This window comes from Leifsonia araucanica (assembly GCF_051161895.1).
Classification (GTDB): Bacteria; Actinomycetota; Actinomycetes; order Actinomycetales; family Microbacteriaceae; genus Leifsonia.
The window spans coordinates 2,362,787-2,389,131 of sequence record NZ_JBMBTW010000002.1; the positions used below are offsets into that span (position 1 = coordinate 2,362,787).

Below are 26,345 nucleotides of genomic sequence, written 5' to 3' on the forward strand. Positions count from 1 at the left end.
GCGAAACGCCCGGGATGCGGCGCAGTTACTGGTATCTCGCCCGCAGCGCGCGCAACGAGTTGCCAGCGCGGGCCAGGCGGCCGTCGGAGTAGCGGACCCCACCGCGCAGCCGCAGCCCCACCGCGATCCACGCGCAGACGCCGCGTTCCAGCAGCCAGAGCGGCGCCCACAGGGCGCTCGTCGCCGGAAACGCGCGCCGGGCCGGCCCGCTCCCCCGCCGCCACCCGACGCCGTCCCCACGCCACGTCCGCGCATCCCCGCGCCACCCGGCGCCGTCCCCACGCCGCGTCCGCGCGTCCCCGCGCCACGCGGTGCCGTCCCCGTGCCGCGCACCATCCCCGCGCCACCGCACCTCCACGTGCGCACCCCCGTGCCGCACCCCGTCCCCGCGCCGCCGCACCTCCGCGCGCGCATCCCCGCGCCGCCGCACCTCCACGCGCGCACCCCCGCGCCGCCGCCCGGCCTCCGCCGCCGCGACCGCGACCGCCCCGAGGGCGGGCAGCCAGCGCGGCGCGCGCACCGCCAGCACGAGCACCACCGGCAGGATCAGCAGTTCGGCCGCCAGGCGTCCCGGCTGCGCGAAGCTGTCGTACGCCTGCCGCACCCGCTGCCGCAGGAAGTGCGAGGCGGACGGAGGGCGCCGCGCCACCAGGCAGTCGTCCGCCGCGAGATGCCTCCCACCCGCTGCCCGCACCGTCCGGATGAGCTCCAGGTTCTCGAACAGCACGTCGCCGTCGTACCCCTCTTCCGGCAGAGCCGACCGGCGCAGGGCGAGCGTGCCGGGGTAGTCGTGCGCGAGCGCCCGGTTGAGCAGGATGCGCGCCGTGTCCCACCTGGCGTGCCAGGGCAGCGGCGCGAAGAAGTTCTGCGGCGTGACCACGTCGGCGACGCCGAGCAGTTCCACGACGGTCGCGAGGGCGGCCGCGTCGTAGCGCACGTCGTCGTCGCCGAGGACGATCCGCTCGTGCCGGGATGCGCGGACCCCGGTCATCACGCCGGCCACCTTGCCGTTGCGTCCGGGCCGCGGCTCGACAGGGAGGTGCCTGACCGCCGCAGGGAACGCCGACGCGTGCCGGGCGAACGCGGCGGGTGCAGAGCCGTCGACCACCGTCACGTCGATCAGTGCGGACAGCGCCTGCAGATACGCGGCGAGCTCGGACAGCGCAGCATCCGCACCGGCGTCATCGTCGTCGTCCCAGCGCAGCGGCAGCACGTATTCGGCGTCGATCATGCCGTGAACCGTACGCGCGCGGGGCGCCGCCTGCTAGCCGATCAGTTCGCGTAGCTCCCGACGAGACGCACAGCGCCGCCGTCGACGCCCTTCGCACCCTGCTCGAACCCGGTGAGGTCGCGCGTCGAGGTCGACACCGTCCCGACGCTCCAGGCCGGGATGCCGTCCTGCTCGATCGCCGCGATGACCCGGTCGGCGGCCGGAGCGGCGACGACGGCGAACATCCCGATGCCGAGGTTCCAGGTGCCTTCGCTCGACTCCAGGCTGCTGCCGGCGAGGTCGCTCAGGATGCGGAACACAGGGCTCGGCGACCAGCTCGCGCGGTCCACCTCCACCCACGATCCGACCGGAAGCACGCGCGCGAGGTTCGCGGCAATGCCTCCACCGGTCACGTGGCTCAGCGAGTGGATGGCGCCGGCGAGGGACGGCTCGCTCAGCACCCGCAGGAGCGGCGTGGTGTAGAGCCTGGTCGGCTCCAGCAGGGCCTCGCCGACGGTGCCGCCGAACGCATCCGAGTGGTCGGTGAAGCCGATGCTGTTCTTCGCCAGGATGTGACGCACGAGCGAGAAGCCGTTGGAGTGCAGGCCGGAGGACGCGAGCGCGATGACCACGTCGCCGTCCTGCACCAGCTCGGCGCCGAGCACGGCGTTCGCCTCGACGGCGCCGACCGCGGCGCCCGCCACGTCGTAGTCGTCCGGGCCAAGGAGTCCGGGGTGCTCCGCGGTCTCTCCACCGACCAGGGCGGTGCCCGTCTCCTCGCAGGCGCGCGCGATGCCGGCGACGATGTCGGCGATGCGCGACGGCACCACCTTTCCGCAGGCGATGTAGTCCGTCATGAACAGCGGCTTCGCACCCACCACGACGATGTCGTCGACGACCATGCCGACCAGATCCTGACCGATGGTGTCGTGCTTGTCGATGGCCTGCGCGATGGCGACCTTCGTGCCGACGCCGTCGGTGGAGGTGGCGAGCAGCGGGCGGTCGAACAGCTTGAGGAACGACACGTCGAACAGTCCGGCGAACCCGCCGACGCCGCCCAGGACGTTCGGCCCGTGCGTGCGGGACACCGCCGACTTCATCAGGTCGACGGCGAGGTCGCCGGCGGCTGTGTCGACGCCGGCCTCGGCGTAGGAGGCGGACGTGGATGCGGGCTGTTCGGTCACGGGGTCAATCGTACTGGGACCGGGCTGCTATTCCTTGCGCCCCGGGTCTCCGTACGAGGGCAGCAGCACGCTCTCGAACTCGGCGTCCGGACCGGGATCGCATCCATCGGCCGCCGCGCCCTCACCCTCGCCGCGCGGAGCCTCCGGGCGTTCGAGCAGGTTCTTGCCGAGGTGGTGCGCATCCGGGAGCTCGATCGGGTACACGCCGGTGAAGCAGGCGGTGCAGAGACGTTCGCGCGGCTGCTCGGTGGAGGCGATCATGCCGTCCTCCGACAGGTAGCCGAGGCTGTCGGCCCCGATCGACTGGCGCACCTCGTCGACGCCCAGGCCCGTGGCGATGAGCTCTGCCCGGGAGGCGAAGTCGATGCCGTAGAAGCACGGCCAGGTGATGGGCGGGCTGGAGATGCGGACGTGCACCTCCGCCGCTCCGGCCTCGCGCAGCATCGAGACGAGCGCGCGCTGGGTGTTCCCGCGCACGATCGAGTCGTCGACGACCACCAGGCGCTTGCCCTTGATGACCTCTTTCAGCGGGTTCAGCTTGAGCTTGATGCCGCGCTGGCGGATGGTCTGCGACGGCTGGATGAACGTGCGGCCGACGTACGAGTTCTTCACAAGTCCCTGGCCGAACGGGATGCCGGACGCCTGCGCGTAGCCGATCGCCGCCGGGGTTCCGGACTCGGGGGTCGGGATGACGAGGTCGGCTTCGACCGCGTGCTCGCGGGCCAGCTGGCGGCCCATCTCGACCCGCGCCTCGTGCACGCCGCGGCCGGCGATGGTCGTGTCAGGACGGGCCAGGTAGACGTATTCGAACACGCAGCCCGCGCGCTTCTCCTCGGCGAACCGCTGGCTGCGGAGGCCGTTCTCGTCGATGGCGATCAGCTCGCCGGGCTCGACCTCGCGCACGAAGCTCGCGCCGACGATGTCGAGCGCAGCGGTCTCCGAGGCGACGACCCAGCCACGCTCGAGGCGCCCGAGCACCAGCGGGCGGACGCCCTGCGGGTCACGCGCCGCGTACAGGGTGTGCTCGTCCATGTAGACGAGGCAGTATGCGCCGCGCAGCCGCGGAAGGACCTCGAGCGACGTGGCTTCGAGGGTGTGGTCGAGGTCGCCGGTGAGCAGCGCGGTGACCACGGCGGTGTCCGTCGTGTTGCCTCTGGACAGCTCGCCGTCGTGCTCCGGATACCGGTCGTGGACGAGCTGCATCAGCTCGGCCGTGTTGGTCAGGTTGCCGTTGTGGCCGAGGGCGACCGTTCCGCTCGACGTGCGACCGAGCGTCGGCTGCGCGTTCTGCCAGCTGGATGCGCCGGTGGTCGAGTATCGCGTGTGCCCGACGGCGATGTGGCCGGTCAGCGAGTTCAGCGCGTTCTCGTTGAACACCTGCGAGACGAGACCCATGTCTTTGTAGATGAGGATCTTCGAGCCGTCGCTGGTCGCGATGCCCGCGGACTCCTGCCCGCGGTGCTGCAGGGCGTAGAGACCGAAGTAGCTGAGTTTGGCGACTTCCTCGCCAGGTGCCCAGACACCGAAGACACCGCAGGCATCCTGCGGACCCTTCTCGCCGGGAAGTAGATCGTGACTGAGAAGACCGTCGCCTCCGGACAAACCGGAACCCCCTTCAGGGAATTAGCTCTCGATGGATGAGCGGGTGTCAGGTGCGTCGCCATCCTCTGGCTGCTCGCCCTGGGTGGTGCGCACGTCGATTCTATCCGCCTGGACGGTGCGCGCCCGACGGTTCGTCGCACGGTCGAGGATCAGGGCGACGACCGCCCCGATCGTGACCCCGACAGCCACGCCGATCGCCAGCAGGAAGCCGAAGACGCTGCCCCGGTCGTATGTGGGGTTCGCCGGGAACGCGAACGTGAGGATGAGCGCGACGATCGCGAACAGGATCGCCCCGGCAAGCATGAACCGGAAGTAGCGCGGCGACCGCCGCACGAGCACCGAGCTCTCGGTGACCGTGGCCTGCTCGTCGTTCTCCTGACTCATGCATCCATTCTCCCTCACGTTGTCTGGGAGCTCGGACGGGAGGGGCTGCGTCAGAATCGCAGCGGCAGCAGCCCGTCGAGGGATGCGCGCTGACCGGACGCGTGCACGGCACCGGATGCGACGGCGTCGGCCCACGGCGTCGCTCCGCTGGCGAGCGCGAGCCAGGTCGGCGCATCCATCTCCACCACGTTGGGCGGGGTGCCCCTGGTATGCCGGGGGCCCGGGATGCACTGGGTGGCGCCGAACGGCGGCACCCGCACCTCGACGGTGTTACCCGGCGCGCGCTCGGCGAGCAGTTGCAGGAGGTAGCGCACGGCCATCGCCGTGGTGTTGCGGTCCGCTCCACCCGCCAGTGCTGCACGCACGGCCGGGCCGCCCTCCGCATCCTGGATCTTCGCTCTGGCCATCCCCTTATCCTCGCAGCCTCTACCATTGGTCGCGTGAAGATTCTGGTCCTGGGTTCCGGTGCACGCGAGCACGCCATCGTCACGTCGTTGCTGAGCGAGGAGGCCGACCACCGGATCGTCGTCGCTCCCGGCAACGCGGGGATCGCGGCGGAAGCGGCCGTCGAGCCCGGACTCGACCCTCTCGACGGCGAGGCGGTCACGGAGTACGCGATCGAGAACGGCATCGAGCTCGTGGTGATCGGGCCGGAGGCCCCCCTCGTCGCCGGTGTCGCCGACCCGCTGCGCACCCGCGGCATCCCGGTGTTCGGTCCTGGCAAGGTCGCGGCGCAGCTCGAAGGGTCGAAGACGTTCGCCAAGCGGATCATGGACGCGGCCGGGGTTCCGACGGGGCGTGCGGTGCGCGCATCCACGTTGGCGGAGGCGGAGAGCGCGCTGGACACGTTCGGTGCTCCGTACGTGGTGAAGGCGGACGGTCTGGCGGCGGGCAAGGGCGTGCTGGTCACCTCCGACCGCGAGGCGGCCGTCGCCCACGCGACCCACTGGCTCGGCCACGGCGGCGTGCTGATCGAGGAGTTCCTCGACGGCCAGGAGGTGTCCCTCTTCCTGGTGAGCGACGGACACAACGTGCTTCCGCTGTCGCCCGCGCAGGACTACAAGCGGCTGCTCGACGGCGACGGCGGACCGAACACGGGCGGGATGGGCGCGTACTCACCGCTGCCGTGGCTGCCGGAGAACTTCGTCGACGAGGTCATCGACACGGTCGCCCTGCCGACCGTGCGCCAGCTGGCGAAGGAGCAGACGCCGTTCATCGGTCTGCTCTACTGCGGGCTCATCATGACGAGCCGCGGCATCCGGGTGATCGAGTTCAACGCGCGCTTCGGCGACCCCGAGACGCAGGTGGTGCTTCCCCGGCTCGTGACGCCGCTGTCGTCGCTGCTGTTCGCCGCGGCGACCGGCGCGCTGGCCGGAGTGCCACGTCCGGAGTTCGCGCTCGACACCGCCGTGACCGTCGTGCTGGCCAGCGAGGGATACCCGGAGGCGCCGCAGACCGGCCGGCCGATCACCGGGCTGGATGAGGCGGCGCGCGTCCCCGAGGTGACCATCGCGCACGCCGCGACGGCCCGCGACGAGGAGACGGGCGCGCTGCTCGCGACCGGTGGGCGCGTGCTCAGCGTCGTCGCCCGTGGCACCACGTTCGCCGAGGCCCGCGCCCGGGCTTACGAGGCGGTCGCGCTCATCGAGCTTCCCGGCTCGCACTTCCGCACCGACATCGCCGCCCGCGTCGCCGACTAACCGCGCCCACTCCATTCCCAAATAAACGAGTCCGAAGTTGTTCACGGTTCGACACGGCGTGTCGCGTGAATAACTTCGGACTCGATTGTTTTGGGGTCAGGCGAGGAAGCGCGTGACGAAGGCGTTGCGGAAGGTGCCGGCGGGGTCGAACGAGGCGGCGAGGTCGCGGAACGCGTCGAGGCGCGGGTAGAGCCCGGGCACGACGCCGTCGACGTCGAGGTAGAGCTTGCCCCAGTGCGGGCGCGCGCCCAGCGGCAGCAGCGCGGCTTCGAGCGCCGGCAGGATCGCCTCGACGCCCTCCTGATCGCGCAGCCAGGTGAAGTGCAGTCCGACCGCGTCCGTGCCGGACGCGCTCGACAGCCACAGGTCGTCGGCCGCGACCGTGCGGATCTCGCTGATCTGCAGCAGGGGCGCTATCAGCGGACCCAGCTCGCGCACGGCGGCGATCGCGGCGACGGCGTTGGCGCGCGGCACCAGGTACTCCGACTGGATCTCCGCACCGTTCGACGGCGTGAACTCGAACCGGAAGTGCGGCAGCCGCTCGCTCCACGGGCCGAAGACGCCGAGCTGCTCGGTGGTGTTGCGCACATCCATCGTCGCGATCATGTGGCGGGCCTCGGTGAGCGCCGTCGCTCCGAAGAAGTCGTCGCCGATGTCGGTCTGATCGTCCGCGCGCTCCTTGAGCCAGGCGAGGCTGACCGCGTCTTCCGCCCAGTCGGTGAAGAGGGAGACGCTGTATGCGGCCGAGGTGACCTCGTCGAACCGGTCGAGCACCGCATCCCAGGGCAGCCCGCCGAACAGCCGCTGCCGCACGTCGAACGTCGGCCGGATGTCGATGGTCACCTCCACGACGACGCCCAGGGCGCCGAGCGAGACCACGGCCCCATCGAATCCTGGGTCGCCTCGACGCAGCTCGACCAGTTCGCCGTCCGCCCGCAGAATGCTCAGGCCGCTGACGCCGGTGGCCAGGTTCCCGTTCCTGTCGCCCGAGCCGTGCGTCGCTGTCGCGATGGCGCCTGCGACGGAGATGTGTGGGAGGGACGCGAGGTTGTGCAGCGCCCATCCCGCGTTCTGCAGTTCGCGGGCGAGGTCGCCGTAGCGCACGCCGCCGCCGACCGTGACCGTGGAGGCCGCCTCGTCGATCCGGATCGCGGACGGCAGGCCCGCCGTGCTCACGAGCAGACGGTCGTCGTCGGCGAGGTCGTTGAAGGAGTGGCGGCTGCCGAGGGCGCGCACCGAGTCGGCGCCGAGCACCAGTTCGCGCAGTTCGTCCAGAGAACGTGGATGCGCGATGCGCTCCGCCCTGTACGTGTAGTTTCCTGCCCAGTTCTGTTCGGTCACCGTGGTCCTTCCTCGCACCGTCTCGTGTACAGCGTTGCCCAGTCTGACACCGATGCGAACGTCGCTTCTGCGAAAGATGCCGCTAGCCGAGAAGAAAAGTTTCCAATCCGGAGCGCACTACCCGCCTTCCGCGGAAAAGCCATCATTGTGCCGCTCTCACCCCCGCGAGTAGCGTGACGCCTGTCGGGATGATCCGGCACGGAGGGAGTACAACGTGACCGAGTTCGAGTACGGCCCCGCTGAGTTCATCGTGGCGCAGTTCGACGGCGATCGGCCGTCGCCCGGCGTCGTGCAGGCCATCGTCGACCTGATCGGTTCCGGAAGCGTCCGCATTCTCGACCTCGTCTTCGTCTCGCGCTCGCTGAGCGGCGAGGTCGACATCGTCGAATTCGAGGACGTCGGCGACGAGTACGGCCTCACCGAGATCACGCTCGAAGCGAGCGGGATCGCGGGCACGGAGGATGTCGACGACATCGCCGACCTGATCGAGCCAGGCACCTCCGGCGCGATCCTGGTCATCGAGCACACCTGGGCGAAAGACCTCGCCAGCAAGTTCTTCGCCGCGGGCGGCAGCGTCGTCCACGCCGAGCGCATCCCCGCTCCCGTGGTCAACGCCGTTCTCACCGAAGCGTCGGAAGAGTAGGAGACATCATGCCATTACGTCGAGTAGGCCGTCCGGGACTCCTCGGGCTGGCCGCACGCACCGCCGTCGTCGCAGGCACGGCCACCGCCGTCAGCGGCGGAATGCAGCGCCGCCAGCAGGACAGGGCGATGGAAGATCAGCAGGCCGCCGAGTACCAGGCCCAGCAGCAGCAGGCGCAGATGGATGCGGCCGCCCAGCAGGCCGTCGCGCAGCAGCAGGCTCAGCAGCAGGCCCAGTGGCAGGCGCAGCAGCAGGCAGCGCCCGCCGCACCAGCCGCGCCCGCCGGCGGTGGCGCCGGCGGCGACATGATGGCGCAGCTGCAGCAGCTCGCAGCACTGCACGCGCAGGGCATCCTGTCGGACGACGAGTTCTCGGCGGCGAAGGCCAAGCTGCTGGGCTGACCGAGCGCGGGATTCGGGCCAGCCCGTACGATGGACGCGTGACATCCTCCGCCTCCCTCGCCGACTGGTCGCACGTCTACTCCGGCAAGGTCCGCGACCTCTACGTCCCCGCCGGGCGCTCCGGCCTCGACGACACGGACGCGGTCCTCGTCGTCGCGAGCGACAGGGTCAGCGCGTTCGACCACGTGCTCGAGCCGGGCATCCCCGGCAAGGGCGAGTTGCTGACCACGCTCAGCCTGTGGTGGTTCGACCAGCTGACCGAGGTGCCGAACCACCTGATCCCGGACCATGTCCTCGACGGCGAGAAGGCGATCGAGCGCATCCCGGCCGAAGTTGTCGGGCGGGCGATGCTGGTGAAGCCGCTCGACATGTTCCCGGTGGAGTGCGTCGTGCGCGGCTACCTCACCGGCAGCGGCTGGCTGGAGTACCAGCAGACCCAGAGCGTGTGCGGTGTGCCGCTGCCCTCCGGTCTGACCGACGGCGACCGCCTGCCGGAGCCGATCTACACCCCGGCCTGGAAGGCGCCACTTGGGGAGCACGACGAGAACATCAGCTTCGAGCGCACGGTCGAGCTGGTCGGCGCCGAGGTCGCGGAGGAGCTCCGCAGGCTCTCCCTCCTCATCTATACGGGCGCGTCCGAGATCGCCGAGAAGCGCGGCGTGATCATCGCCGACACCAAGTTCGAGTTCGGCGCAGACCGCGACACCGGCGAGATCACGCTCGCCGACGAGGTGCTCACCAGCGACTCCAGCCGGTACTGGGATGCGGTGGCATACGCCTCCGGCACCACCCCGCGCGAGCGCATGGCCAGCTTCGACAAGCAGATCGTGCGCGACTGGCTCAGCGCCAACTGGGACAAGACGGGAACGCCGCCCGAGCTTCCCGCCGACATCGTCGAGCGCACGGCCGCCCGCTACCGCGAGCTCCTCGAGCGGCTCACGCGGGCGTAGCCGCCGCGCGCCTCGCGACGAGATGCCAGTATCTGTCGCGCATCCCGGGCGTTTCGCGACAGTTAGTGGCATCTCGCCGTGGGGTGGGTGTGGCGCGGGCGCAGCCCAGGGCCGCCCAGGACCAGGGCCAGGGCCCGGGCCGGCGCGTCAGCCCGCGGCGCGGACGGGGCGCGGGTCGGCCAGGGAGGCCGTGACGGGGGCCGCGCGCGCGTCCAGGCGGCCGCCGATCGCGCGGAGCGCGGCGAGGATGGTGGCGAGGTCGACCACCTCCTGGATGAGCGCGCCCGCGGTCGCCGGGATGAACCCGAACGCCGCGATCAGCATCAGCACCACGGAGACCGCGATGCCGAGCCAGATGCTCTGCAGCGCGATCCTGACCGTGTCCTTCCCGAACTGCACCGCGCGGGCGACGCCGGAGATGTCGTCCACCAGGATCACCGCGTCCGCCGACTCGCTCGCCGCTGTCGCCCCCTTCGCGCCCATCGCGACGCCCACATCCGCCGCCGCCAGCACCGGGGCGTCGTTCACGCCGTCTCCGACCATGATCACCGGGCGTTCCGCGATGGCGGCCACCTCCGCGACCTTGTCGGCGGGCAGGCACTCGGCGCGCACCCGGGTGACGCCGAGTTCTGCGGCGATGTGCGACGCCGTCTCCTGCGCGTCGCCGGTCAGGATCATCGTGCGGGTGACGCCCAGCTCGGCGAGCCGGGCGATCGTCGCCTTCGCGTTCGCGCGCAGCCGGTCGCGGGCGAGGATCGCGCCGGCGTATCGGCCGTCGATCGCCACGTACACGGCCAGCTCGCCCGGCGCGATGTCCGTGCGGCGCGCATCCGGGGCGTGGGCGGCGACGAACGCGAACTTGCCCACCACCACCTCTCGACCCTGGATGCGCGCGACCACCCCGTTCGTGGCCGCCTCCTCCGCCGACTCCGCCTCGTGCAGCGGCAGCCCTCTCTCCCTGGCGGCGTCGATCATCGCTGCTGCGAGGACGTGCGACGAGTACTGCTCGGCGCTCGCCACCGCGCCGAGCACCTCGGCGGAGGTGAACGGCGCCTCGACCCTGACCTCGGTGAGCGCGGGCGTCCCGTAGGTGAGCGTGCCCGTCTTGTCGAACACCGCCGTGCGCGCCCGCGACAGCGACTCCAGCACTCCGCCGCTCTTGACGATGATGCCGTTGCGCGCCGCCCTGCTCATCCCGCCGATGAACGCGACAGGAGCGGCGATCAGCAGCGGGCACGGCGTGGCGAGCACGAGCACCTCCGCGAACCGCACCGGATCCCCACTGACCGCCCAGGCGATGGCGCCGAGCGCGAGAGAGAACACGGTGAACGGCACGGCGTAGCGGTCGGCCAGCCGCACGACCGGCGCCTTGCTCTCCGCCGCCTGCGCCACGAGCGCGACGATCTGCTGGTACTGGCTGGCCGATGCGGTCTCCGTCGCACGCAGCTCGACCGCCGCGTTCCCGTTGACCACCCCGCTGAGGATGGTGTCGCCCTCGTGCTTCTCGACCGGGATGCTCTCCCCCGTGATCGACGACTCGTCCACCGTGGTCTCCGCCGAGAGCAGCACGCCGTCCACCGGCACGATCTCGGACGGACGCACGAGCAGCACGTCCCCGGCGCGCACCTCGTCGATGTGCACGTCCTCGTACCCGCCGCCCTGGACAGCGCGGTGGGCAACCTGCGGCGCCCTGGTGAGCAGCGCATCCAGTTCTCGCTTGGCCCGCTGGTTGGCGTAGTCCTCCAGGGCGTCGCCGCCGGTGAGCATGAGCACCACGACCAGGGCAGCGACGTACTCGCCGACGAGCACGGTGGACACGATGGCGGTCACGGCGAGGATGTCGAGCCCGAACTCGCGCCGCAGCATCGCGCGGACCATCCCCACCGCCTGCCACGCGGCGATCACGAGCGAGTACGCGCTGAACAGCCACTGCACGGTCCAGCCGGCGCCGGTCGCGGCCAGCACGATCCCGACCACGCCGATGACGACGGTGAGCGTGACCACCCAGTAGCGCCGGGCGAGACCGATGACGCGGGACATGCGGCCAGTCTTGCCCACGATCCGCCGCCGCGCCAGGGCCGGTGGTCGCACGCGTCCATGCCGCTGCCCGCATACGGACGGGACTAGGTTCTGACGCATGGACATGGACGAACTCAGCGAGCCGCTCCCCACCGCCGCCATCGCGGACGCCGCCGTGCGGCTCGGAATCCGGGTCTCCGCCGCCCCGGCGGCCCTGCTCCCGCTGCTGCCCGGCACGGCGTTCGCCGGACCGGCGGCCCCCGTCACGCACCTCGGCAGCGTGGACGTGCTGCTCGAGGCCATCGACGACGCCCCGCCCGGCGCTGTGCTCGTGGTCGACAACGGCGGCCGGCACGACGAGGCCTGCGTCGGCGACCTCATGCTCCTCGAAGCCCGGGAGGCCGGGATGCGCGGAGCGGTCATCTGGGGACGCCACCGCGACACCGCGCAACTTCGCGAGATCGGGCTGCCGGTGTTCAGCCTCGGTGCATACCCGTTCGGACCGCGGCGGGTGCCGCCCGCCGGCCGGGCGATGCGGAGCGCGTACCTCGACGGCGTGCCCGTCGGTGCAGGCGACTGGATCGTCGCGGACGACGACGGCGTGCTGGTGGTGGGGCGGGACCGGCGCGAGGAGCTGGTGGCGACGGCGGTGCGCATCCAGTCGGTGGAGGGCGAGCAGTCGCAGCGGATGCGCGCAGGGGCGTCGCTGCGCGACCAGCTGGACTTCGCCGAGTACCGCCGCAGGCAGGCGGCCGAGCCGGAACTGACGCTGCGGCGCTACCTGCAGGAGACCGGCGGCGCGATCGAGACCTGACGTCCGCCTGCGTCAGCGCGCAGGCTGGCCCGTGCGCTTCTGCTCATCCGCGCCCGGCCAGATGGTGTAGCTGATCGGCCAGATCGCCGCGATGCCGAGGATCAGCGTCAGCGTGCCCAGCCAGGCGCTGAGCGCGGCGGTGCGGGCCTCGTCGCCGACCACCAGGATCGCGGCGAGCAGCAGGGCGCAGGCGATCGCCCAGGCGATGACGGTCTGACCGAACACCTTCCACTCGTGCAGCACGCGCCGCCGGCCGCCTTTCGGGATGCGCTCCGGCGCCGGGGCGCCGTCGTAGCGGTGGGCGAACCGCGCATCCATGCGGCTGATGATGCCGTGCCCGAAGGCCACGGAGAAGCCGAGGTATGCGGCGGCGAGCCCGTGCGCCCACTCGGCGGTCGCGCCTCCGGCGAGGTCGGCGACGGTCGCGGCGAGCAGCACCAGGTCGGCGACGGGCACGAGCACCAGGAGCACGGAGCCGAGTCGGCGACGGCGCAGGGCGTAGCGGGCGAGCAGGCCGCCGAGCAGGAAGACCCAGAACAGGATCTCGCAGGCGATGATGACGAAGACGAGCATGGGTCCATGTCTAGCACATTTGTACTAGAGTGGGGTCATGCGGACCACAGAGACCCCGGACGAACGCCGCCGCGACATCGGTGAGGCCGTCTGGCGCATCATCCGGCGCGACGGCATCAACGCCGTGAGCACGCGCACCGTCGCCGCGGAGGCCGGGATGGCCCTCGGCTCGCTGCGGCACTACTTCCCGCGGCAGCCGGAGGCCGTCGCCTTCGCCATGCGACTCGTCATCGAGCGCGCCACCGGCCGCATCCAGAGCATCATCGCGGACGCCGGTGACGCCGGACCGGACGGGCTCGCCCTGCTGGAGCAGTTCCTGCCCCTCGACGACGACCGAGGGAGGAGATGGAGGTGTGGCTGGTCTTCGCCGGGGCGGCCATCGCCGACGACCAGCTCGCGCCGGTGAAGCGCGAGTCCGACGCCGCGATGCTCGACCTCATCCGGCAGGTGGTGGCGGCGAGCGCTCCGGACGACGTTGCCGCCGCGCGCATCCAGCGGGAGGCCGACCGGATGCGGGCATTGATCGACGGCCTGGCCGCTCACCTCGTCGGGCGGCACCCGGCGCTGACGCCGGAGTCGGCCCGCTCGATCCTGGCCGAGGACTACCGACGACTGTGGGAGCGACCGCGCCCCGGGGAGTGAAGTTCTGAAATATATTCAGGCCCGCCAGCGTTGTAGAACGCCATGACCGACCTCCTTCCCGCCGACTCCGCGATGGGTGCGGTGACGCTCCGCGTCGCCGACCTCGACGCCATGACCACCTACTACCGCGACGCCGTGACCCTGAGCGTGCTCGCACAGGAGGGCGGCAGGACCATCCTGGGACGCGGCAGCACCCCCGTCGTGATCCTGGAGCACGCCCCCGAGCTGCGCCACGCAGGGCCGCGCGACGCCGGGCTGTTCCACACGGCCATCCTGTTCGACACGGAGGAGACGCTCGCCGCCGCCGTGTACTCGGTCGCCCGCCGCGCGCCGGGCACGTTCACCGGCAGCGCCGACCACCTCGTCAGCAAGGCCTTCTACTTCACCGACCCGGAGGGCAACGGCGTCGAGCTGTACTGGGACCGCGACCGCAGCCAGTGGAGCTGGACCCACGGCCAGGTCGAGATGGCGACCCTCTACCTCGACCCCAACGGCTTCCTCGGCGAGCACCTCACCGAGCGTGCTGCGACTCTGGCCGACGCGGCAGGAGACGAGCGCATCGGCGACGCGGTCGTCGGCCACGTGCACCTCTCGGTCGGGGATGTGGCCTCCGCTCGCGCGTTCTACGTCGACCGCCTCGGCTTCGAGGCGACGGCGACGCTGGGCGACCAGGCGCTGTTCGTCAGCGCGGGCGGCTACCACCACCACATGGCCATGAACACCTGGAACAGCAGGGGCGCTGGCCCCCGACGCCTCGCACTCGGACTCGGCGAGGTCGAGATCCACGTGCCCACCGCCGACGACCTCGGCGAACTCACCGAGCGGATGCGGCACTACGGCGTGCAGACCCGCGACGACGGGCGCTCCGTGGCGTTCGACGACCCGTGGGCCAACGCCGTGCGCGTCGTCGCCTGACCCGTTAACGGCGCAACCGCCCGCCCCGGCGTGGGGCGAGCGGCTGCGGGATGCGCGGTCGGCGTCAGTCGACGACGGGCGCTGCGTGCGCTCCGTGCGGCGGTTCCTCGCCGGAGGCGAGGCCGGTCACGGGAGGGACGTCCGCGGCGTGCGAGCCGTGCTGGACGGCATCCACCGGCACCGGCGCGGCGTGCGAGCCGTGCGATGCAGCGCCGACAGGAGCAGGAGCCTCGCCGGCCGCGCCGGCCGCAGCAGCGGCTCCCGGACCCCACGCCGGCGGCTTGGGCCGCTCCCACCACACGACGATGAGCGCACCGAGGAATGCGACGATCGCCGGCAGCAGCAGCGCCTCCGACATGGCCTGGGTGAACCCGGCGTGCAGGAAGGTCGGAAGCTCGGTTCCCGCACCAGCCTCGGTCGGCGTTCCGCCCGGCGCCTTGGGCAGGTCGACGGCGAGGCGGCTCGAGATGAGGGCGGCGATGGATGCGCTGCCCAGCACCGCGCCGATCTGGCGGGTCGTGTTGTACACGCCGGAACCGGCGCCGGCCTGGTTCATCGGCAGGTTGCGGGTGACGGTCGTGGAGATCGGACCCCAGACCCCCGACATCGCGATGCCGAGCGTGGCGCTCGGTGCGAGCAGCCACCAGATCGACACATCCGGTGTCAGCAGGCGCGAATACCAGAACAGCGACAGCGCGAACAACACGAGTCCGGTGGTGGCGAAGTAGCGCGGGTTGATCCGGTCGATCAGCTTGCCGACGAACGGCGCGAGCACACCGGAGAAGACCGCCATCGGGGCGAGCATCAGAGCCGACTGGGTCGGGGTCAGACCGCGGACCGTCTGGAAGTAGAACACCAGGGGCAGCGCCATGCAGGTCACCGCGAAGCCGACGGTGGTGATCGCCGCATTCGAGAGCGAGAAGTTGCGGTCGCGGAACAGCTTCAGCGGCAGCAGCGGCTCCTTCTTGTTGAACGCCTGCCAGACGACGAACGCGATCAGCACGACGATGCCCGAGATAATCAGGCCCCAGACCGTGATCGGGCCGGTGATGGTGCCCCAGTCGTACGTGCCGCCCTCCTGGATGCCGAACACCAGCAGGAACATGCCGACGCCGCTCAGGACGACGCCGAGGATGTCGAAGCTGTGCGAGTGCGTCGGCAGCTTCGGCACGAGCCGGGCGGCCAGGATGAACGCGACGACGCCCACGGGCACGTTGATGAAGAAGATCCACTCCCAGCCGAGGCCGTCGACGAGCACGCCGCCGAGCAGCGGGCCGATCAGGGTGGCGACACCGGCGACGGCGCCCCACAGCCCCATCGCCGCACCGCGGCGGTCCGGCGGGAAGATGCGGGTGATGACGGCCATCGTCTGCGGCGTCATCAGCGCCGCGCCGAGACCCTGCACGACCCTGGCCGTGATGAGCATCCCGATGCCGCCGCCCGGCATGACACCGGAGAAGCCGCACCAGGCGGAGGCGAGCGTGAAGATCACGAGGCCGATGAGGTAGAGGTTCTTCGGGCCGAAGCGGTCACCGAGACGACCGGTAATGAGCAGAGGGACGGCGTATGCGAGGAGGTAGGCGCTGGTCACCCAGATGACCGCGTTGTAGTCGGTGCCGAGGTCGAGGCCCTTCATGATCGCCGGGTTGGCGACCGACACGATGGTCGTGTCGATGAGGATCATGAAGAAGCCGATGACCAGGGCCCACAGTGCGGGCCACGGCTTCAGTTCTTTTTCCATGGAAGTGTTCCTGTCAGTGATGCTTCTCCTCGGACCAGGACAGTTCGCCTGATACGAGGTCGTCGATGAGGGATTCCAGCCAGGTCGCTTCGACCTCGCTGATGGCCCTGCTGTACTGCACGTTGATCCAGTACTTGCGCGGCAGCCGCTTGGCCTCCAGGTCGGCGATCCCCGCATCCATCGCCGCCAGGTCGGCGCGGATGAGCGCGACCCTGTTGCGAAGGAGCTGGATGACGGACTCGACGGGAAGGTTGTGCGACTCGCCCAGGGCGAGCGGGAACTCCGGGTATTCGTTGATGGGCGTCGCGAGGATTTCCGCGACCCGTTCGGTGAGCACGAGATAGCCGTTCTCGGTGATCTCGTACGTGGTGCGCTCCGGCCTGTTGCCTTCGCGCTCTGTTCCGATCGCACGCACCAGCCCCTGCCCGGCGAGCCGGTCGACGGTGTGGTACAGCGAACCGGGCCGCACCTTGACCACGCGTTCCTCCGAGCGCTGCACCAGAGTCTGGTACATCTCGTACGGATGCATCGGTCGCTCGACGAGCAGCGCGAGGGCTGCGACGCCGAGCGGCGTGAGCGTGGTGGTGGGGGGCATGTGTGGTGGGATCCTTGGTATTCCTGGCTGATTATTCCTTGAGGAATATACGGCGTGGACTAAGGCAATGTCAACCCCCGCCGGCCGGACAGGCGAGCTAAGGTCATACGTATGGCGCTTGACTCACATTCGGCGGCCCGCCTCATCCCGCAGCGACTCCCCGCCGCCCGGCTCGGCGTGGCCGTGGTCGCCGAGCTGGTCGAGCTGATCGTCACAGGACAGCTCAACGAGGGCGACCTCCTGCCGCCCGAGGGACCGCTCAGCGAGCACTTCGGCGTGAGCCGCACGGTGCTGCGCGAATCGGTCAAGCGGCTGGAGGAGAAGGGCCTCGTGATCGTCTCCCAGGGGCGGGGCACGCAGGTGCTCGCTCCCGGGTACTGGAACATGCTCGATCCCGTGGTGCTGTCCGCGCTGATCGACAACGACGAGAGCGTCGGCGTGCTGGACGAGCTGACCGTGGTGCGGGCGAGCCTGGAATCCGCGATGGCCGGCGCCGTCGCGGAGACGCACACCTCCGAGGAGCTGCGCCGGCTGAACAACGCGCTCACGGCGATGCGCGAGAGCGAGTCCGAGACGGACTCGTTCCGTCAGGCCGACGTGGTCTTCCACTACGCGCTGATGGAGATCTCGGGGAACCGGCTGGCGGAGAACATCGCCAAGCACCTCTACAAGCGCGCCGTCGAGTCCAGCCGATACCAGGGCATCAACCCCCCGGATGCTGTGGCGCTGACCCTGGATGAGCACGCGGCCATCGTCGAGGCGATCGAGCGCAAAGACGTCCAGGGAGCGCAGAAGGCGATGCACGACCACATCCACATCTCGTGGGAGCGCCGCCGCCTTCCCGACCACGCACCGCGCAGCAGGGCGAGCCAGAAAGGGCAGCCGGGCAAAGGGCAGCCGGGCAAAGGGCAGCCGGGCCAGAAGGCGCAGCGCGCTCAGCCGAGCGAGTAGGCCTCCCGCGCCGTCCCACCGAACACGCGGTCGCGCTCCGCGGCGGAGAGACCGTCGAGGAGGGTCTCCACCGCGGCGATCCACGCCGGGGCTCCCCCGCCGAGCTCGGCGAGCGGCCAGTCGGAGCCATACATCAGCCGGGAAGGGCCGAAGGCGTCGAGCGCGACATCGACCACCGGAGCGAGGTCGCGCGCCGTCCAGGATCCTGCCACGAGCCCGGAACTGAGCCCGGACAGCTTCGCCGTCACGTTCGGACGCCGGGCCAGCTCGCGCAGCCCGGCGGCCCACTCGCCGAGGTCGCCTCCCGGAGCAGGAGGGCCGCCGAGGTGGTCGAGCACGAACCGCATCCCGTCGTGCCGCTCGGCCAGCCGGGCCGCCTGGCCCAGCTGCCAGTCGCGCACCACGAGGTCGAAGTTCAGCCGCTCGGATTCGAGGGCGGCCATCCCCCGGCCGACCTCCTCGCGCGACAGCCACTCCGGGTCCGGGTCGATGTGCGCGAGGTGCCTGATCCCGACCACGCGGGTTGCACCGCCCATCCGGATGCGGTCGAGCTGCTCCCGGACGTCGCCCGTCAGGTCCGCCCAGGCGACGAGTCCCGCGATGGCGGGCGAGGCGAGCCGTGCAAGCCGGACGCTCTCGTCCAGGCTGTTGCTCGCCTGCACGACGATCGCGCTCCGCACTCCCGTGCTCGCGAGCATGGCGGTCAGCTCGTCCGCACCGAAGTCGCGGTCGATGGCCTGCATCGTCTGCGGGTCGATCCAGTCCTGCGGGTCGGTCGCCCGATCCCACAGGTGCACGTGCGCGTCGATGCGACCGCTCACGCGAGGTGCCAGATCTCGTCGATGGGCTGCCACAGTGCGCCCTCGGTGCGCTCCTCCGCGATCCTCACCTGGCACGGGTCGGTGTGCGTCCACCACTCCTGCGAGACGGGATCGGCGGCGATGCGCTCCATATCGGCGTCGTGGTCGTCCCCGACGTACTCGTAGTACGCGAACAGCGTGTCTCCGAAGAGGAAGATGCTGTAGTTGCGGATGCCGCACTCCGTCAGTTTCGCCTCGACGCCCGGCCACACGGCGCGGTGCAGCTGGAGGTACTCCTCGCGCTTCTCCGGCCGAACCCCGACCACGAACGCCCTGCGCTCCGGCACGCCGCTCACGAGACCGGCCTCAGCGGGTTCACCGGCACGTCGATCACGTCCGGTTCGGCGACGAGCCGCAGCGCTGCCCGTTCGGGCCGGATGTGCGGACCGGACGCCGACGAGAGCACAGGGCTCGGAACGGAGGACGTCAGCAGCGCCTCGTCGACGATGATCCCGATGCCCGGCCGGTCGCCCAGCACGATCCCGCCGTCGTCGAACTCCTGATCGACGTCCAGGCCGACCGGGAAGTGCAGATCCTGCACCTCGTGGGTCAGCAGGTTCGGGATGGCCGCGGCGGCGTGCGCGGCCGGGTTCGCGTTGTACGCGACCGGGCTCACCGGCAGATCCCGTCCGTGCGCCAGCGTCGCGACGCGGAGCAGGTGCGTGATGCCCCACACGTTGCCCACCTGCACGATGTCGACGGCGTTCGCGTCGAGCAGCGGCCGGTACTGTTCCAGCCCGGTGAGGTTCTCGCCGCTGGCGATCGCCGCGCGGACTTTGCCGCGGAGCGCCGCCATCCCGGCCGCGTCCCAGCGCCGCAGCGGCTCCTCCACCCAGGTGAGGTCCATACGCTCCTCGATCGCCGACAGGAACCGCGCGGCCTGCGCGTGGTTCCACGACTCGTTCACGTCGAACATGATGGCCGGCCTACGGGAGTTGCGGCTGAGCGTGTCCCGCAGGATCTCCAGGCGGGGCAGGTCGCGGTCGAGGTCACGGCCGCCCTTGAGCTTGCCTGCCTTGAAGCCGCGGTCGGCGAACTGCTCGTAGAGAGCGGCGACCTCCTCGTCGGACAGGCCGTACTCCAGGCCGGAGGCGTAGCCGGGCACGAACCGCTCGCGCGCGCCGAGCATCCGCCAGAGCGGTTCGTCGGCCGCCTTCGCCTTGAGGTCCCAGAGGGCCATGTCGATGGCGCCGATCGTGCCGAAGGTCGAGCCAGAGTGACCGGCTTTGAACACCCAGTCGAGCATCCGGTCGTAGAGGGCGACCACCGAGCGGGGGTCCTCTCCCTCGACGGCGGGGAACACGCGGGCGATGTCGCTGTGCGCCCCGAGGCCGACACCCTCGATGCCCGCGTCCGTCTCGATGATGAGGACGGGGACGGGTGTGGTGTTCCCGCTCTGCACGCCGTTGACGTCGCCGGTGACCCTCCCCCAGTCGTGGACGGTCGAGAGGCTGCGATATCCGGTGATCTTCATCGGTGGTACTCCTTGATTTCTGGCGCGGTCATTCCTTGGTTCCTCCCGCCGTCATGCCAGAGACGAGGAATCGCTGGGAGAAGAGGAACACGATCAGGACGGGCAGGATCGACACGATGGTCGCGAGCGCCAGGGTCGGCAGCTGCACCGAGTCCGAGCCGGCCGAGCTCGGGTTGAAGGCCGGGGTGGCCGAGAGCAGCGAGGTGAGCCCGACCTGCACGGGGTATCCGTCACTCGACGGCAGCATCACGAACGGCAGGAAGAAGTTGTTCCAGTTCTGCACGAAGCTGAAGAACGCGACCAGCGCGACGATCGGCGCCGCCAGCGGCAGAGCCACCCTGGTGAACACCTGCAGCTCCGAGCATCCATCGATGCGGGCGGCGGCGAGCAGATCCCTCGGGATGCTCGTGGAGAAGTAGATGTACGTGAGGTAGACCCCGAACGGGAAGAACGACATCGGCAGGATCACGGACAGCGGGCTGCCGATCAGACCGACCGCGTTGAGTTCGAGGAAGATCGGGAGCACGAGCGCGGTGCTCGGGATGAGCATGACCACCAGGGTCAGCACGAGCATCGCCTTGCGCAGCCGGAACTCGGTGAGCGCGAGCGCGTATCCGGCCGGGACGCTGACGATGAGGGTGATGACCAGGGCGCCGATCGAGTACATGGCCGAGTTGCCGATCCACGTCGTCACCGCGCCGCCCTGGAAGGCGAACAGCTGGTTCCAGTTGGCGACGAAGTCCGACCACGAGCCGAGCGCGAACGGGTTGGACAGGATGAGCGCCTTCGACGACTTGGTCACGGCGAACAGCAGCCACACGATCGGGATGGCGAAGAACAGGACGAAGACGGCGAGGACGACGGCCGCGATGGAGCGCCCGCTCCAGCCGCGGAGGGCCGAGCCCAGTCCGCGGCGTTCGCTCGGGAGTGCTGTCATGGTCATTCCTTCTCGAAGAGGCCGCCGCGGGTGACGAACACCCACGAGAGGAGCAGCGCGACGACCAGCAGGATGAGCGAGATCGCGGCGGCGCCGTTGAAGTCGTTCTGCTGGAAGGCGTATTGGTACGCGAGCTGGTTGAGCGAGTAGTCGTTGGGGACGATCGCGTTGCTGGCCTGACTGAGCAGCTGCGGCTCGACGAAGAGCTGGGTGCCGGCGGCCAGCGACATGACGCCCATGTACGCGATCCACTTGCGGAGCATCGGCAACTGGATGCGCAGGGCGATCTGGAACGCGTTCGCTCCGTCGATCCTGGCCGCCTCGAGGATGTCGGTGCTGATGTTGTTCAGCGCGCCGTACATGATGACGATCCAGCCGCCTGCACCCGTCCAGAACGCGATGATCGCGAAGATCGCCGGCAGGTTTCCCGGCTGGATCACCTCGACGAAGCTGTTCAGCCCCAGGAAGCGGAGGATGCCGCTGACCGGGCTGGCGGTGGGGTCGAGCACGAAGAGCCAGAGCAGGACGCTCGACGCTCCGGCGAGCGCGCCGGGCAGGTAGTAGATGAAGCGCAGGGAGGTGGCGGCCCAGCGCGCGCGGAGCGAGTGGACGATCAGCGCGAGCACGACCACGAAGATCACGAGGCTGATCAGCCAGATCACGAGGTAGACCGTGACGTGGAGCACGGCGGGCCAGAACCGGAAGTCTGTGACCACCGTCACGAAGTTCTGGAACCCGGCGAATCCGCCGTCGGCCGTGGTGAAGGCCAGGAGCACCGCATAGAGCGCCGGGAGGACGCCGAAGGCGATCGTGAGCAGTGCGTAGAGCGAGATGAAGACGTAGCCGATCGGGGTGCGCCCAGGTGCCCGGCCGCCTGGCCGGGCTGACCGCCGGCGCCCGGAGGCGCCGACGGTCAGCTGGTCGCTCGGGGGAGCGAGTGTCATGTCAGTTCACCGTGTATCCGTCGACCTTGGCCTGGTTCTCGATGGCCGTCTGCCAGGTCGGCAGCAGGTCCACGATGGACTTGCCTCCGGTGATGGCCGGGGTCATGGTCTTCGCCCAGACGGCTTCCTGGCTGAAGACCGGGTAGCCCCAGCCGTCCCAGACCTGGGAGGCGGCGGTCACGATGGGCTTGAGCGGCGTCGCGAAGTACTTGCTCGACTCCTGCTTGGCGATCCACTTCTCCGCGGCCGGCGCGTACGCCGGGTATCCGGGGGCGAGGGCGACCTGGTAGTCGTCCGCCGTGGTGACGAACTCCGCGAACTTCGCGGCCGCCTTCAGGTTCTTCGAGTGGCTGGAGATGAACCAGGTGCCGCCTCCGACGTTTCCGGTGACCGCCTTGTCCTCACCCTTCCAGGTGGGCGGCTCTGCGACGCCGAGCTGTCCGGCCGGCACGTTCAGCGACTGTGCGTTGTTGAAGATGGCGCCCGCGTACCAGGCCGGGCCGGGCATCATCAGGACCTTGCCGCTGTAGTTCTTGACGAACTCCGGGGTGAAGACGCTCACGACGGGGACGGTCTTGTTCTCGCGGAGCGTGTCGAGCATCGATGCCGCCCGCTTGCACTCCTCGCTGTCCGTCTTGACCGTGACGGCTTTGGGACCGGTCACGTCGTTCGCCTGGCACTTGCTCGCCCACATGAAGACCTCGGGGGTCCAGGCGTCGCCCGCCGTGCCGACGATGTAGCCGGGGTGCTCCTTGGCCACCTTCTCGCCGAGGGCCTGGTACTCCTCCCAGGTGGTGGGGACCGTGTAGCCGAACTGGTCCATCAGGGACTTGTCGAACCACAGCACCGCCTGCGCGAGGTCGTTGCGGAGGCAGTAGACCTTGCCCTCGACGGTGCAGGGGTTCAGGGCCCCTCCGGTGAACTTGCTCAGCGTGTCGCTGGGGACGAGCCCCTTGTCGAGCACAGCGGCGAAGGCCTGTTTGCCTCCCGACTTCTGGCTGGCCCAGGATGCGTCGCTGTTCTGGCTGGAGAAGACGACGTCCGGCCAGCCGCTGCCCGCCCTGTCGAAGAGTTGCATCTTCGTGCGGAACGAGTTGGAGCCGTTCGCCGATCCGTCGTACGTGACGACCTTGATCTTCGTTTCGGGATTGGCCTTCTCGAAGGCCTTCGCAGCGGACTGGCGGTCCGCGTCCACCCAGACGGTGATCGTCGAGGAGGTGTCCTGCTTGGCTTCGGGAAAGCCGTATGAACCGTTCGTGGTGCTTCCGCCGGTGCTGCAACCGGTGAGGGCGATCAGTGCCGCTGCGGCTCCGATCGCTGCCACCGTCAGCGCGGGCCTTCGGCTCGAACGCACCACAGTGTGGATTCCGACCATGAGATGTCCTTGTCTTGTCGACTTCGTTGACGACGCCGAGGAGGCGTAGTGCGAGCATAGAGCATACGTATGATGTTTGCCAAGAGGCAATCGCCTACCGGCCGAGCCAGCCCCCGTCGACGGGCAGAATGGCGCCCGTGACGTACGCCGCAGCGTCGGAGGCGAGGAACACGGCGGCCCCCGCCACGTCCTCCGCAGCGCCCCAGCGACCCGCGGGGATGCGCTCGATGATCGAGCGCGACCGCTGCTCGTCGTCCTGCAGGGCCTGGGTGTTGTCCGTCGCGATGTAGCCGGGCGCGATGCCGTTGACGGTCACACCCCTCCCCGCCCACTCGTTGGAGAGTGCACGCACGAGCCCGGCGACACCGGACTTCGCCGCCGCATAGCCCGGCACGTTGATGCCGCCCTGGAACGAGAGCAGCGACGCGGTGAAGATGACGCGCCCCCGGCCGCCGTCGAGCATCCGGCGCCCGAGCACCTGGCTGAGCAGGAAGCCGCTCGTCAGGTCCACCTCCAGCACCTCGTCGAACCACTCCATCGGATGCTCGGCGGCGGGCGCGCGGCGGATGACGCCCGCGTTGTTGACCAGGATGTCCACCGTGCGATCCCCGGCGACCAGTCCGTCGGCGAACGCCGCGACCTGCGCCCTGTCCGCGAAGTCGACCCTGTGCCCGGTGAAGGAGCGCCCCATCCCGCGCACCCGGTCGGCGATCGCAGACGCCTCCGGGTCGAGCGTCGCAGAGACGCCGACGATGTCGGCCCCCGCCGCGGCGAGCGCCTCGGCCATGGCGAACCCGATCCCGCGCTTCGCGCCCGTGACGACGGCCAGCCTCCCGGTCAGATCGAACGGGTTCATGCTCCGACCTCCACCAGCAGCTTCATGGCCTGGCCAGCTTCAAGCGCTTCGAACGCTGCCGCGACCCCGGCCAGCGCGACCACGCGCGTGATGAGCTTCCCAGCCGGAATGGTGCCACCGGCCACCAGCTCGACCGCGCGCTCGAAGTCCTGCCGCTCGTAGACCCGTGCGCCCAGGATGGTGAGCTCGCGCCAGAACACGCGGTGCAGGTCGAGCGGCCTCGGCTGCGAGTGGATCGCGACCAGGACCACGGTGCCGCGCACCTTCGCCAGCCCGGTCGCGCCGAGCACGGCGGCCGCGGCGCCGGAGACCTCGAAAACCACGTCGGCGCCCGCATCCCCGGTCCACTCGTTGACCCACGCCACCTGGTCGACCCCGGACGGGTCGATGGTGCGCAGCCCCATGTCCTCGGCGGCCGCCCTGCGGTTCGCGTCGATCTCCGCGATCACCACCTCGGCCCCGGATGCGGTCGCCACCGTCGCGATGAGCACGCCGATGGGTCCTGCGCCGATCACGACGACCTTGTCCCCAGCGCCCGCGCCGGAGCGACGGACGTCGTGCACGGCCACCGCGACCGGCTCGACGAGCGCGGCATCCCGCAGCGACACGCCATCCGGGAGCCGGACGAGGGTGCGGGCCGGCACGTTCCAGTACTGCTGGAGCGCTCCGGGGCTGTCGATCCCGATGAAGTCGAGGTTCTGGCAGATGTGCTGGTTTCCGGCGAGGCAGGCCGGGCAGGTGCCGTCCCAGTCGAGTGGCATCACGGTGACGAGGTCGCCGACCGCCCAGCCGTCGACGCCAGGGCCGAGCTCGGCGATGGTGCCGGACATCTCGTGGCCGATGGTCGCCGGGGTGGTCACCCGCGCATCCATGTCGCCGTGGTAGACGTGCAGGTCTGTGCCGCAGATGCCGACGTACGCGACGGCGATCCTGACCTCCCCGTCGCGCAGAGCCGCCGGCTCGCGCTCCTCGACCGTGATCGTTCGTGCCCCTGTGTACTCTGCCGCCAACATCGCCGACTGCTCCTCTTCTCTGCGTTTACGCCTCGTCGCGCCGCTTCGACCCCTGGCGGGATGCGGCGACCACAGCTTAGATCAGAATGTCCGCAAACATAATACGTATGCTGAGTTATCATCACGGTCATGGAGAAGCGATGAATCCACGAACGAGCATCCCGGCGCGCACCCTGCGCACGGGAGCAGCGGTGACGGAACTCGGCCTCGGCGCCGCCCAGTTCGGCAACCTCTTCCGCGAGACCACGGACGAGGAGACCGAGAGTGCGGTCGCCACAGCGCTCGGCGCCGGCATCCGGTACTTCGACACGGCCCCGCACTACGGGCTCGGGCTGTCGGAGCGGCGGCTCGGTGCCGCGCTGCGCGCGAACGACGCGAGCCGTGACGAGCTCGTGCTCTCGTCGAAGGTGGGCAGGCTGCTCGTCGACAGCCCGGAGACCGCCGACCGGCTCGACGACGACGGGTTCGTCGTGCCCGCCGACCGCAGGCGCGTCTGGGACTTCAGCAGAGACGGCATCCTCCGCTCGGTCGAGTCGTCGCTCGAACGCCTCGGAACGGACCACCTCGACATTGCGTACCTGCACGACCCGGACGACCACTGGCCGGAGGCGTCGACCACCGGCATCGGGGCACTCGTCGAACTCCGCGACCAGGGCGTCGTGCGCGCCATCGGGGCCGGGATGAACCAGTCGGCGATGCTGACGGCGTTCGTCGAGCAGACCGACGTGGATGTGGTGATGGTCGCCGGCAGGTTCACCCTCCTCGACCAGTCTGCGCTGACCGACCTCCTTCCCGCGGCGCTGCGCCGCAGGGTGTCCGTGGTCGCTGCGGCGGTCTACAACTCCGGCCTGCTGAGCAGCCCGACCGTCGACAGGGCCGCGCACTTCGACTACGGAACGGCCCCGGCGGCCGTCGTCGAACGCGCGGAGGCGCTGGCGGAGGTGTGCGCGCGGCACGGCGTGAGCCTGCCGGAGGCGGCCGTCCAGTATCCCCTGCGGCACCCGGCCGTCGTCTCCGTGGTGACCGGGATGCGCACCGCGTCCCACGTGCGGAGCACGGCGGAGCGGTACGCGGCGACCATCCCGGATGCGCTCTGGGAGGAGCTGGACGCGAGCGGCCTCGCGGCCGATCCGGCGCGCATCCACTGATCGCGCTCCCCGCCGCCCTCTGCCGCCCCTCCGTCGCGCCCGCGCCGTTGTAGCATTCCAGGGGACCGCTCCG

Annotated in this window: 28 protein-coding genes; 10 read left to right on the plus strand and 18 right to left on the minus strand. The window is 70.2% G+C overall.

Annotated features, from left to right (window positions below):
- Nucleotides 1–25: 25 nt before the first annotated feature.
- The 5 genes from ACN6M5_RS11315 to ACN6M5_RS11335 are packed head-to-tail and all read right to left on the minus strand — an operon-like array spanning nt 26 to nt 4,787.
- On the minus strand, nt 26–1,231 hold the full coding sequence (locus ACN6M5_RS11315) for a glycosyltransferase family 2 protein (RefSeq protein ID WP_434949858.1): 1,206 nt from the start codon (nt 1,229–1,231) through the stop codon (nt 26–28).
- A gap of 41 nt (nt 1,232–1,272) precedes the next feature.
- Nucleotides 1,273–2,394: a phosphoribosylformylglycinamidine cyclo-ligase gene (gene purM, locus ACN6M5_RS11320; protein WP_434949860.1), complete on the minus strand. Its 1,122-nt coding sequence runs from the start codon at nt 2,392–2,394 to the stop codon at nt 1,273–1,275.
- A gap of 27 nt (nt 2,395–2,421) precedes the next feature.
- Complete coding sequence (gene purF / locus ACN6M5_RS11325) at nt 2,422–3,996, minus strand: amidophosphoribosyltransferase (protein ID WP_085370901.1); 1,575 nt, start codon at nt 3,994–3,996, stop codon at nt 2,422–2,424.
- A 21-nt stretch (nt 3,997–4,017) separates the two neighbouring features.
- On the minus strand, nt 4,018–4,380 hold the full coding sequence (locus ACN6M5_RS11330) for a hypothetical protein (RefSeq protein WP_434949863.1): 363 nt from the start codon (nt 4,378–4,380) through the stop codon (nt 4,018–4,020).
- A 50-nt stretch (nt 4,381–4,430) separates the two neighbouring features.
- Complete coding sequence (locus tag ACN6M5_RS11335) at nt 4,431–4,787, minus strand: sterol carrier family protein (protein WP_085370899.1); 357 nt, start codon at nt 4,785–4,787, stop codon at nt 4,431–4,433.
- A 33-nt stretch (nt 4,788–4,820) separates the two neighbouring features.
- Between ACN6M5_RS11335 and purD the strand changes: the two genes are divergently transcribed.
- Nucleotides 4,821–6,080, plus strand: a complete 1,260-nt coding sequence (gene purD, locus ACN6M5_RS11340) for a phosphoribosylamine--glycine ligase (protein ID WP_434949865.1) — start codon at nt 4,821–4,823, stop codon at nt 6,078–6,080.
- 96 nt (nt 6,081–6,176) lie between these two features.
- On the opposite strand, the gene ACN6M5_RS11345 is transcribed toward purD, so the two are convergent.
- On the minus strand, nt 6,177–7,421 hold the full coding sequence (locus ACN6M5_RS11345) for an FAD-binding protein (protein ID WP_434949867.1): 1,245 nt from the start codon (nt 7,419–7,421) through the stop codon (nt 6,177–6,179).
- A gap of 214 nt (nt 7,422–7,635) precedes the next feature.
- Between ACN6M5_RS11345 and ACN6M5_RS11350 the strand changes: the two genes are divergently transcribed.
- From ACN6M5_RS11350 to ACN6M5_RS11360, 3 genes are read left to right on the plus strand one after another with little or no spacing between them, the layout of a single operon-like run.
- Nucleotides 7,636–8,064 carry a DUF6325 family protein gene (locus tag ACN6M5_RS11350; RefSeq protein WP_085370896.1) on the plus strand — a complete coding sequence of 143 codons (429 nt, stop codon included), beginning with the start codon at nt 7,636–7,638 and terminating at the stop codon, nt 8,062–8,064.
- 8 nt (nt 8,065–8,072) lie between these two features.
- Nucleotides 8,073–8,465, plus strand: a complete 393-nt coding sequence (locus ACN6M5_RS11355) for an SHOCT domain-containing protein (protein ID WP_434949870.1) — start codon at nt 8,073–8,075, stop codon at nt 8,463–8,465.
- A gap of 38 nt (nt 8,466–8,503) precedes the next feature.
- Entirely contained in the window at nt 8,504–9,415 is a 912-nt protein-coding gene (locus ACN6M5_RS11360; RefSeq protein ID WP_434949872.1) for a phosphoribosylaminoimidazolesuccinocarboxamide synthase, read from the plus strand.
- A 147-nt stretch (nt 9,416–9,562) separates the two neighbouring features.
- Here ACN6M5_RS11360 and ACN6M5_RS11365 read toward each other — a convergent pair whose 3' ends face one another.
- On the minus strand, nt 9,563–11,455 hold the full coding sequence (locus ACN6M5_RS11365; protein ID WP_434949874.1) for a heavy metal translocating P-type ATPase: 1,893 nt from the start codon (nt 11,453–11,455) through the stop codon (nt 9,563–9,565).
- A gap of 97 nt (nt 11,456–11,552) precedes the next feature.
- Between ACN6M5_RS11365 and ACN6M5_RS11370 the strand changes: the two genes are divergently transcribed.
- Nucleotides 11,553–12,248: an RraA family protein gene (locus ACN6M5_RS11370; protein WP_434949876.1), complete on the plus strand. Its 696-nt coding sequence runs from the start codon at nt 11,553–11,555 to the stop codon at nt 12,246–12,248.
- A 12-nt stretch (nt 12,249–12,260) separates the two neighbouring features.
- On the opposite strand, the gene ACN6M5_RS11375 is transcribed toward ACN6M5_RS11370, so the two are convergent.
- The gene (locus tag ACN6M5_RS11375) at nt 12,261–12,821 is read right to left on the minus strand and encodes a hypothetical protein (RefSeq protein ID WP_434949878.1); all 561 of its coding nucleotides are present in this window, start codon (nt 12,819–12,821) and stop codon (nt 12,261–12,263) included.
- A gap of 37 nt (nt 12,822–12,858) precedes the next feature.
- On the opposite strand from ACN6M5_RS11375, the gene ACN6M5_RS11380 reads away from it, so the two are divergent.
- The 3 genes from ACN6M5_RS11380 to ACN6M5_RS11390 are packed head-to-tail and all read left to right on the plus strand — an operon-like array spanning nt 12,859 to nt 14,378.
- On the plus strand, nt 12,859–13,227 hold the full coding sequence (locus ACN6M5_RS11380; protein ID WP_434949880.1) for a TetR/AcrR family transcriptional regulator: 369 nt from the start codon (nt 12,859–12,861) through the stop codon (nt 13,225–13,227).
- A complete protein-coding gene (locus tag ACN6M5_RS11385) occupies nt 13,173–13,463 on the plus strand; it encodes a TetR family transcriptional regulator C-terminal domain-containing protein (protein ID WP_434949882.1) in 291 nt (96 codons plus the stop codon). Before ACN6M5_RS11380 ends, ACN6M5_RS11385 begins: the two co-directional genes overlap by 55 nt.
- A 42-nt stretch (nt 13,464–13,505) precedes the next feature.
- The gene (locus ACN6M5_RS11390; protein WP_085370890.1) at nt 13,506–14,378 is read left to right on the plus strand and encodes a VOC family protein; all 873 of its coding nucleotides are present in this window, start codon (nt 13,506–13,508) and stop codon (nt 14,376–14,378) included.
- Nucleotides 14,379–14,442: 64 nt separating this feature from the next.
- Here the strand turns inward: ACN6M5_RS11390 and ACN6M5_RS11395 are convergent, their stop codons facing one another.
- Both ACN6M5_RS11395 and ACN6M5_RS11400 read right to left on the minus strand, forming a co-directional pair.
- Nucleotides 14,443–16,119, minus strand: a complete 1,677-nt coding sequence (locus ACN6M5_RS11395) for a DHA2 family efflux MFS transporter permease subunit (RefSeq protein ID WP_434949884.1) — start codon at nt 16,117–16,119, stop codon at nt 14,443–14,445.
- Nucleotides 16,120–16,132: 13 nt separating this feature from the next.
- Entirely contained in the window at nt 16,133–16,714 is a 582-nt protein-coding gene (locus ACN6M5_RS11400) for a PadR family transcriptional regulator (RefSeq protein ID WP_434949886.1), read from the minus strand.
- Nucleotides 16,715–16,825: 111 nt separating this feature from the next.
- Between ACN6M5_RS11400 and ACN6M5_RS11405 the strand changes: the two genes are divergently transcribed.
- Nucleotides 16,826–17,665 (plus strand): FadR/GntR family transcriptional regulator, encoded by an 840-nt coding sequence (locus ACN6M5_RS11405; protein WP_434949888.1) that lies wholly within the window; start codon nt 16,826–16,828, stop codon nt 17,663–17,665.
- Here ACN6M5_RS11405 and ACN6M5_RS11410 read toward each other — a convergent pair.
- From ACN6M5_RS11410 to ACN6M5_RS11445, 8 genes are all read right to left on the minus strand, one after another.
- Complete coding sequence (locus ACN6M5_RS11410; protein WP_434949890.1) at nt 17,650–18,486, minus strand: amidohydrolase family protein; 837 nt, start codon at nt 18,484–18,486, stop codon at nt 17,650–17,652. The two genes, ACN6M5_RS11405 and ACN6M5_RS11410, sit on opposite strands and share 16 nt — an antisense overlap.
- Nucleotides 18,483–18,821 carry an L-rhamnose mutarotase gene (locus ACN6M5_RS11415; protein WP_434949892.1) on the minus strand — a complete coding sequence of 113 codons (339 nt, stop codon included), beginning with the start codon at nt 18,819–18,821 and terminating at the stop codon, nt 18,483–18,485. The genes ACN6M5_RS11410 and ACN6M5_RS11415 overlap by 4 nt, the downstream gene beginning before the upstream one ends.
- On the minus strand, nt 18,818–19,999 hold the full coding sequence (locus ACN6M5_RS11420) for a mandelate racemase/muconate lactonizing enzyme family protein (protein WP_168690406.1): 1,182 nt from the start codon (nt 19,997–19,999) through the stop codon (nt 18,818–18,820). The genes ACN6M5_RS11415 and ACN6M5_RS11420 overlap by 4 nt, the downstream gene beginning before the upstream one ends.
- A 28-nt stretch (nt 20,000–20,027) precedes the next feature.
- On the minus strand, nt 20,028–20,936 hold the full coding sequence (locus ACN6M5_RS11425) for a carbohydrate ABC transporter permease (protein ID WP_247597177.1): 909 nt from the start codon (nt 20,934–20,936) through the stop codon (nt 20,028–20,030).
- A 2-nt stretch (nt 20,937–20,938) separates the two neighbouring features.
- Nucleotides 20,939–21,880: a carbohydrate ABC transporter permease gene (locus tag ACN6M5_RS11430; protein ID WP_085370884.1), complete on the minus strand. Its 942-nt coding sequence runs from the start codon at nt 21,878–21,880 to the stop codon at nt 20,939–20,941.
- Between the two features lies 1 nt (nt 21,881).
- Nucleotides 21,882–23,204 (minus strand): ABC transporter substrate-binding protein, encoded by a 1,323-nt coding sequence (locus ACN6M5_RS11435; RefSeq protein WP_434949896.1) that lies wholly within the window; start codon nt 23,202–23,204, stop codon nt 21,882–21,884.
- A 145-nt stretch (nt 23,205–23,349) separates the two neighbouring features.
- Nucleotides 23,350–24,111 (minus strand): SDR family oxidoreductase, encoded by a 762-nt coding sequence (locus ACN6M5_RS11440; RefSeq protein WP_434949898.1) that lies wholly within the window; start codon nt 24,109–24,111, stop codon nt 23,350–23,352.
- Nucleotides 24,108–25,124 carry a zinc-dependent alcohol dehydrogenase gene (locus ACN6M5_RS11445; protein WP_434949900.1) on the minus strand — a complete coding sequence of 339 codons (1,017 nt, stop codon included), beginning with the start codon at nt 25,122–25,124 and terminating at the stop codon, nt 24,108–24,110. Before ACN6M5_RS11445 ends, ACN6M5_RS11440 begins: the two co-directional genes overlap by 4 nt.
- A 140-nt stretch (nt 25,125–25,264) precedes the next feature.
- Here ACN6M5_RS11445 and ACN6M5_RS11450 point away from each other — a divergent pair, with 140 nt between their 5' ends.
- Nucleotides 25,265–26,272 carry an aldo/keto reductase gene (locus tag ACN6M5_RS11450; protein WP_434949902.1) on the plus strand — a complete coding sequence of 336 codons (1,008 nt, stop codon included), beginning with the start codon at nt 25,265–25,267 and terminating at the stop codon, nt 26,270–26,272.
- Nucleotides 26,273–26,345: the final 73 nt, after the last annotated feature.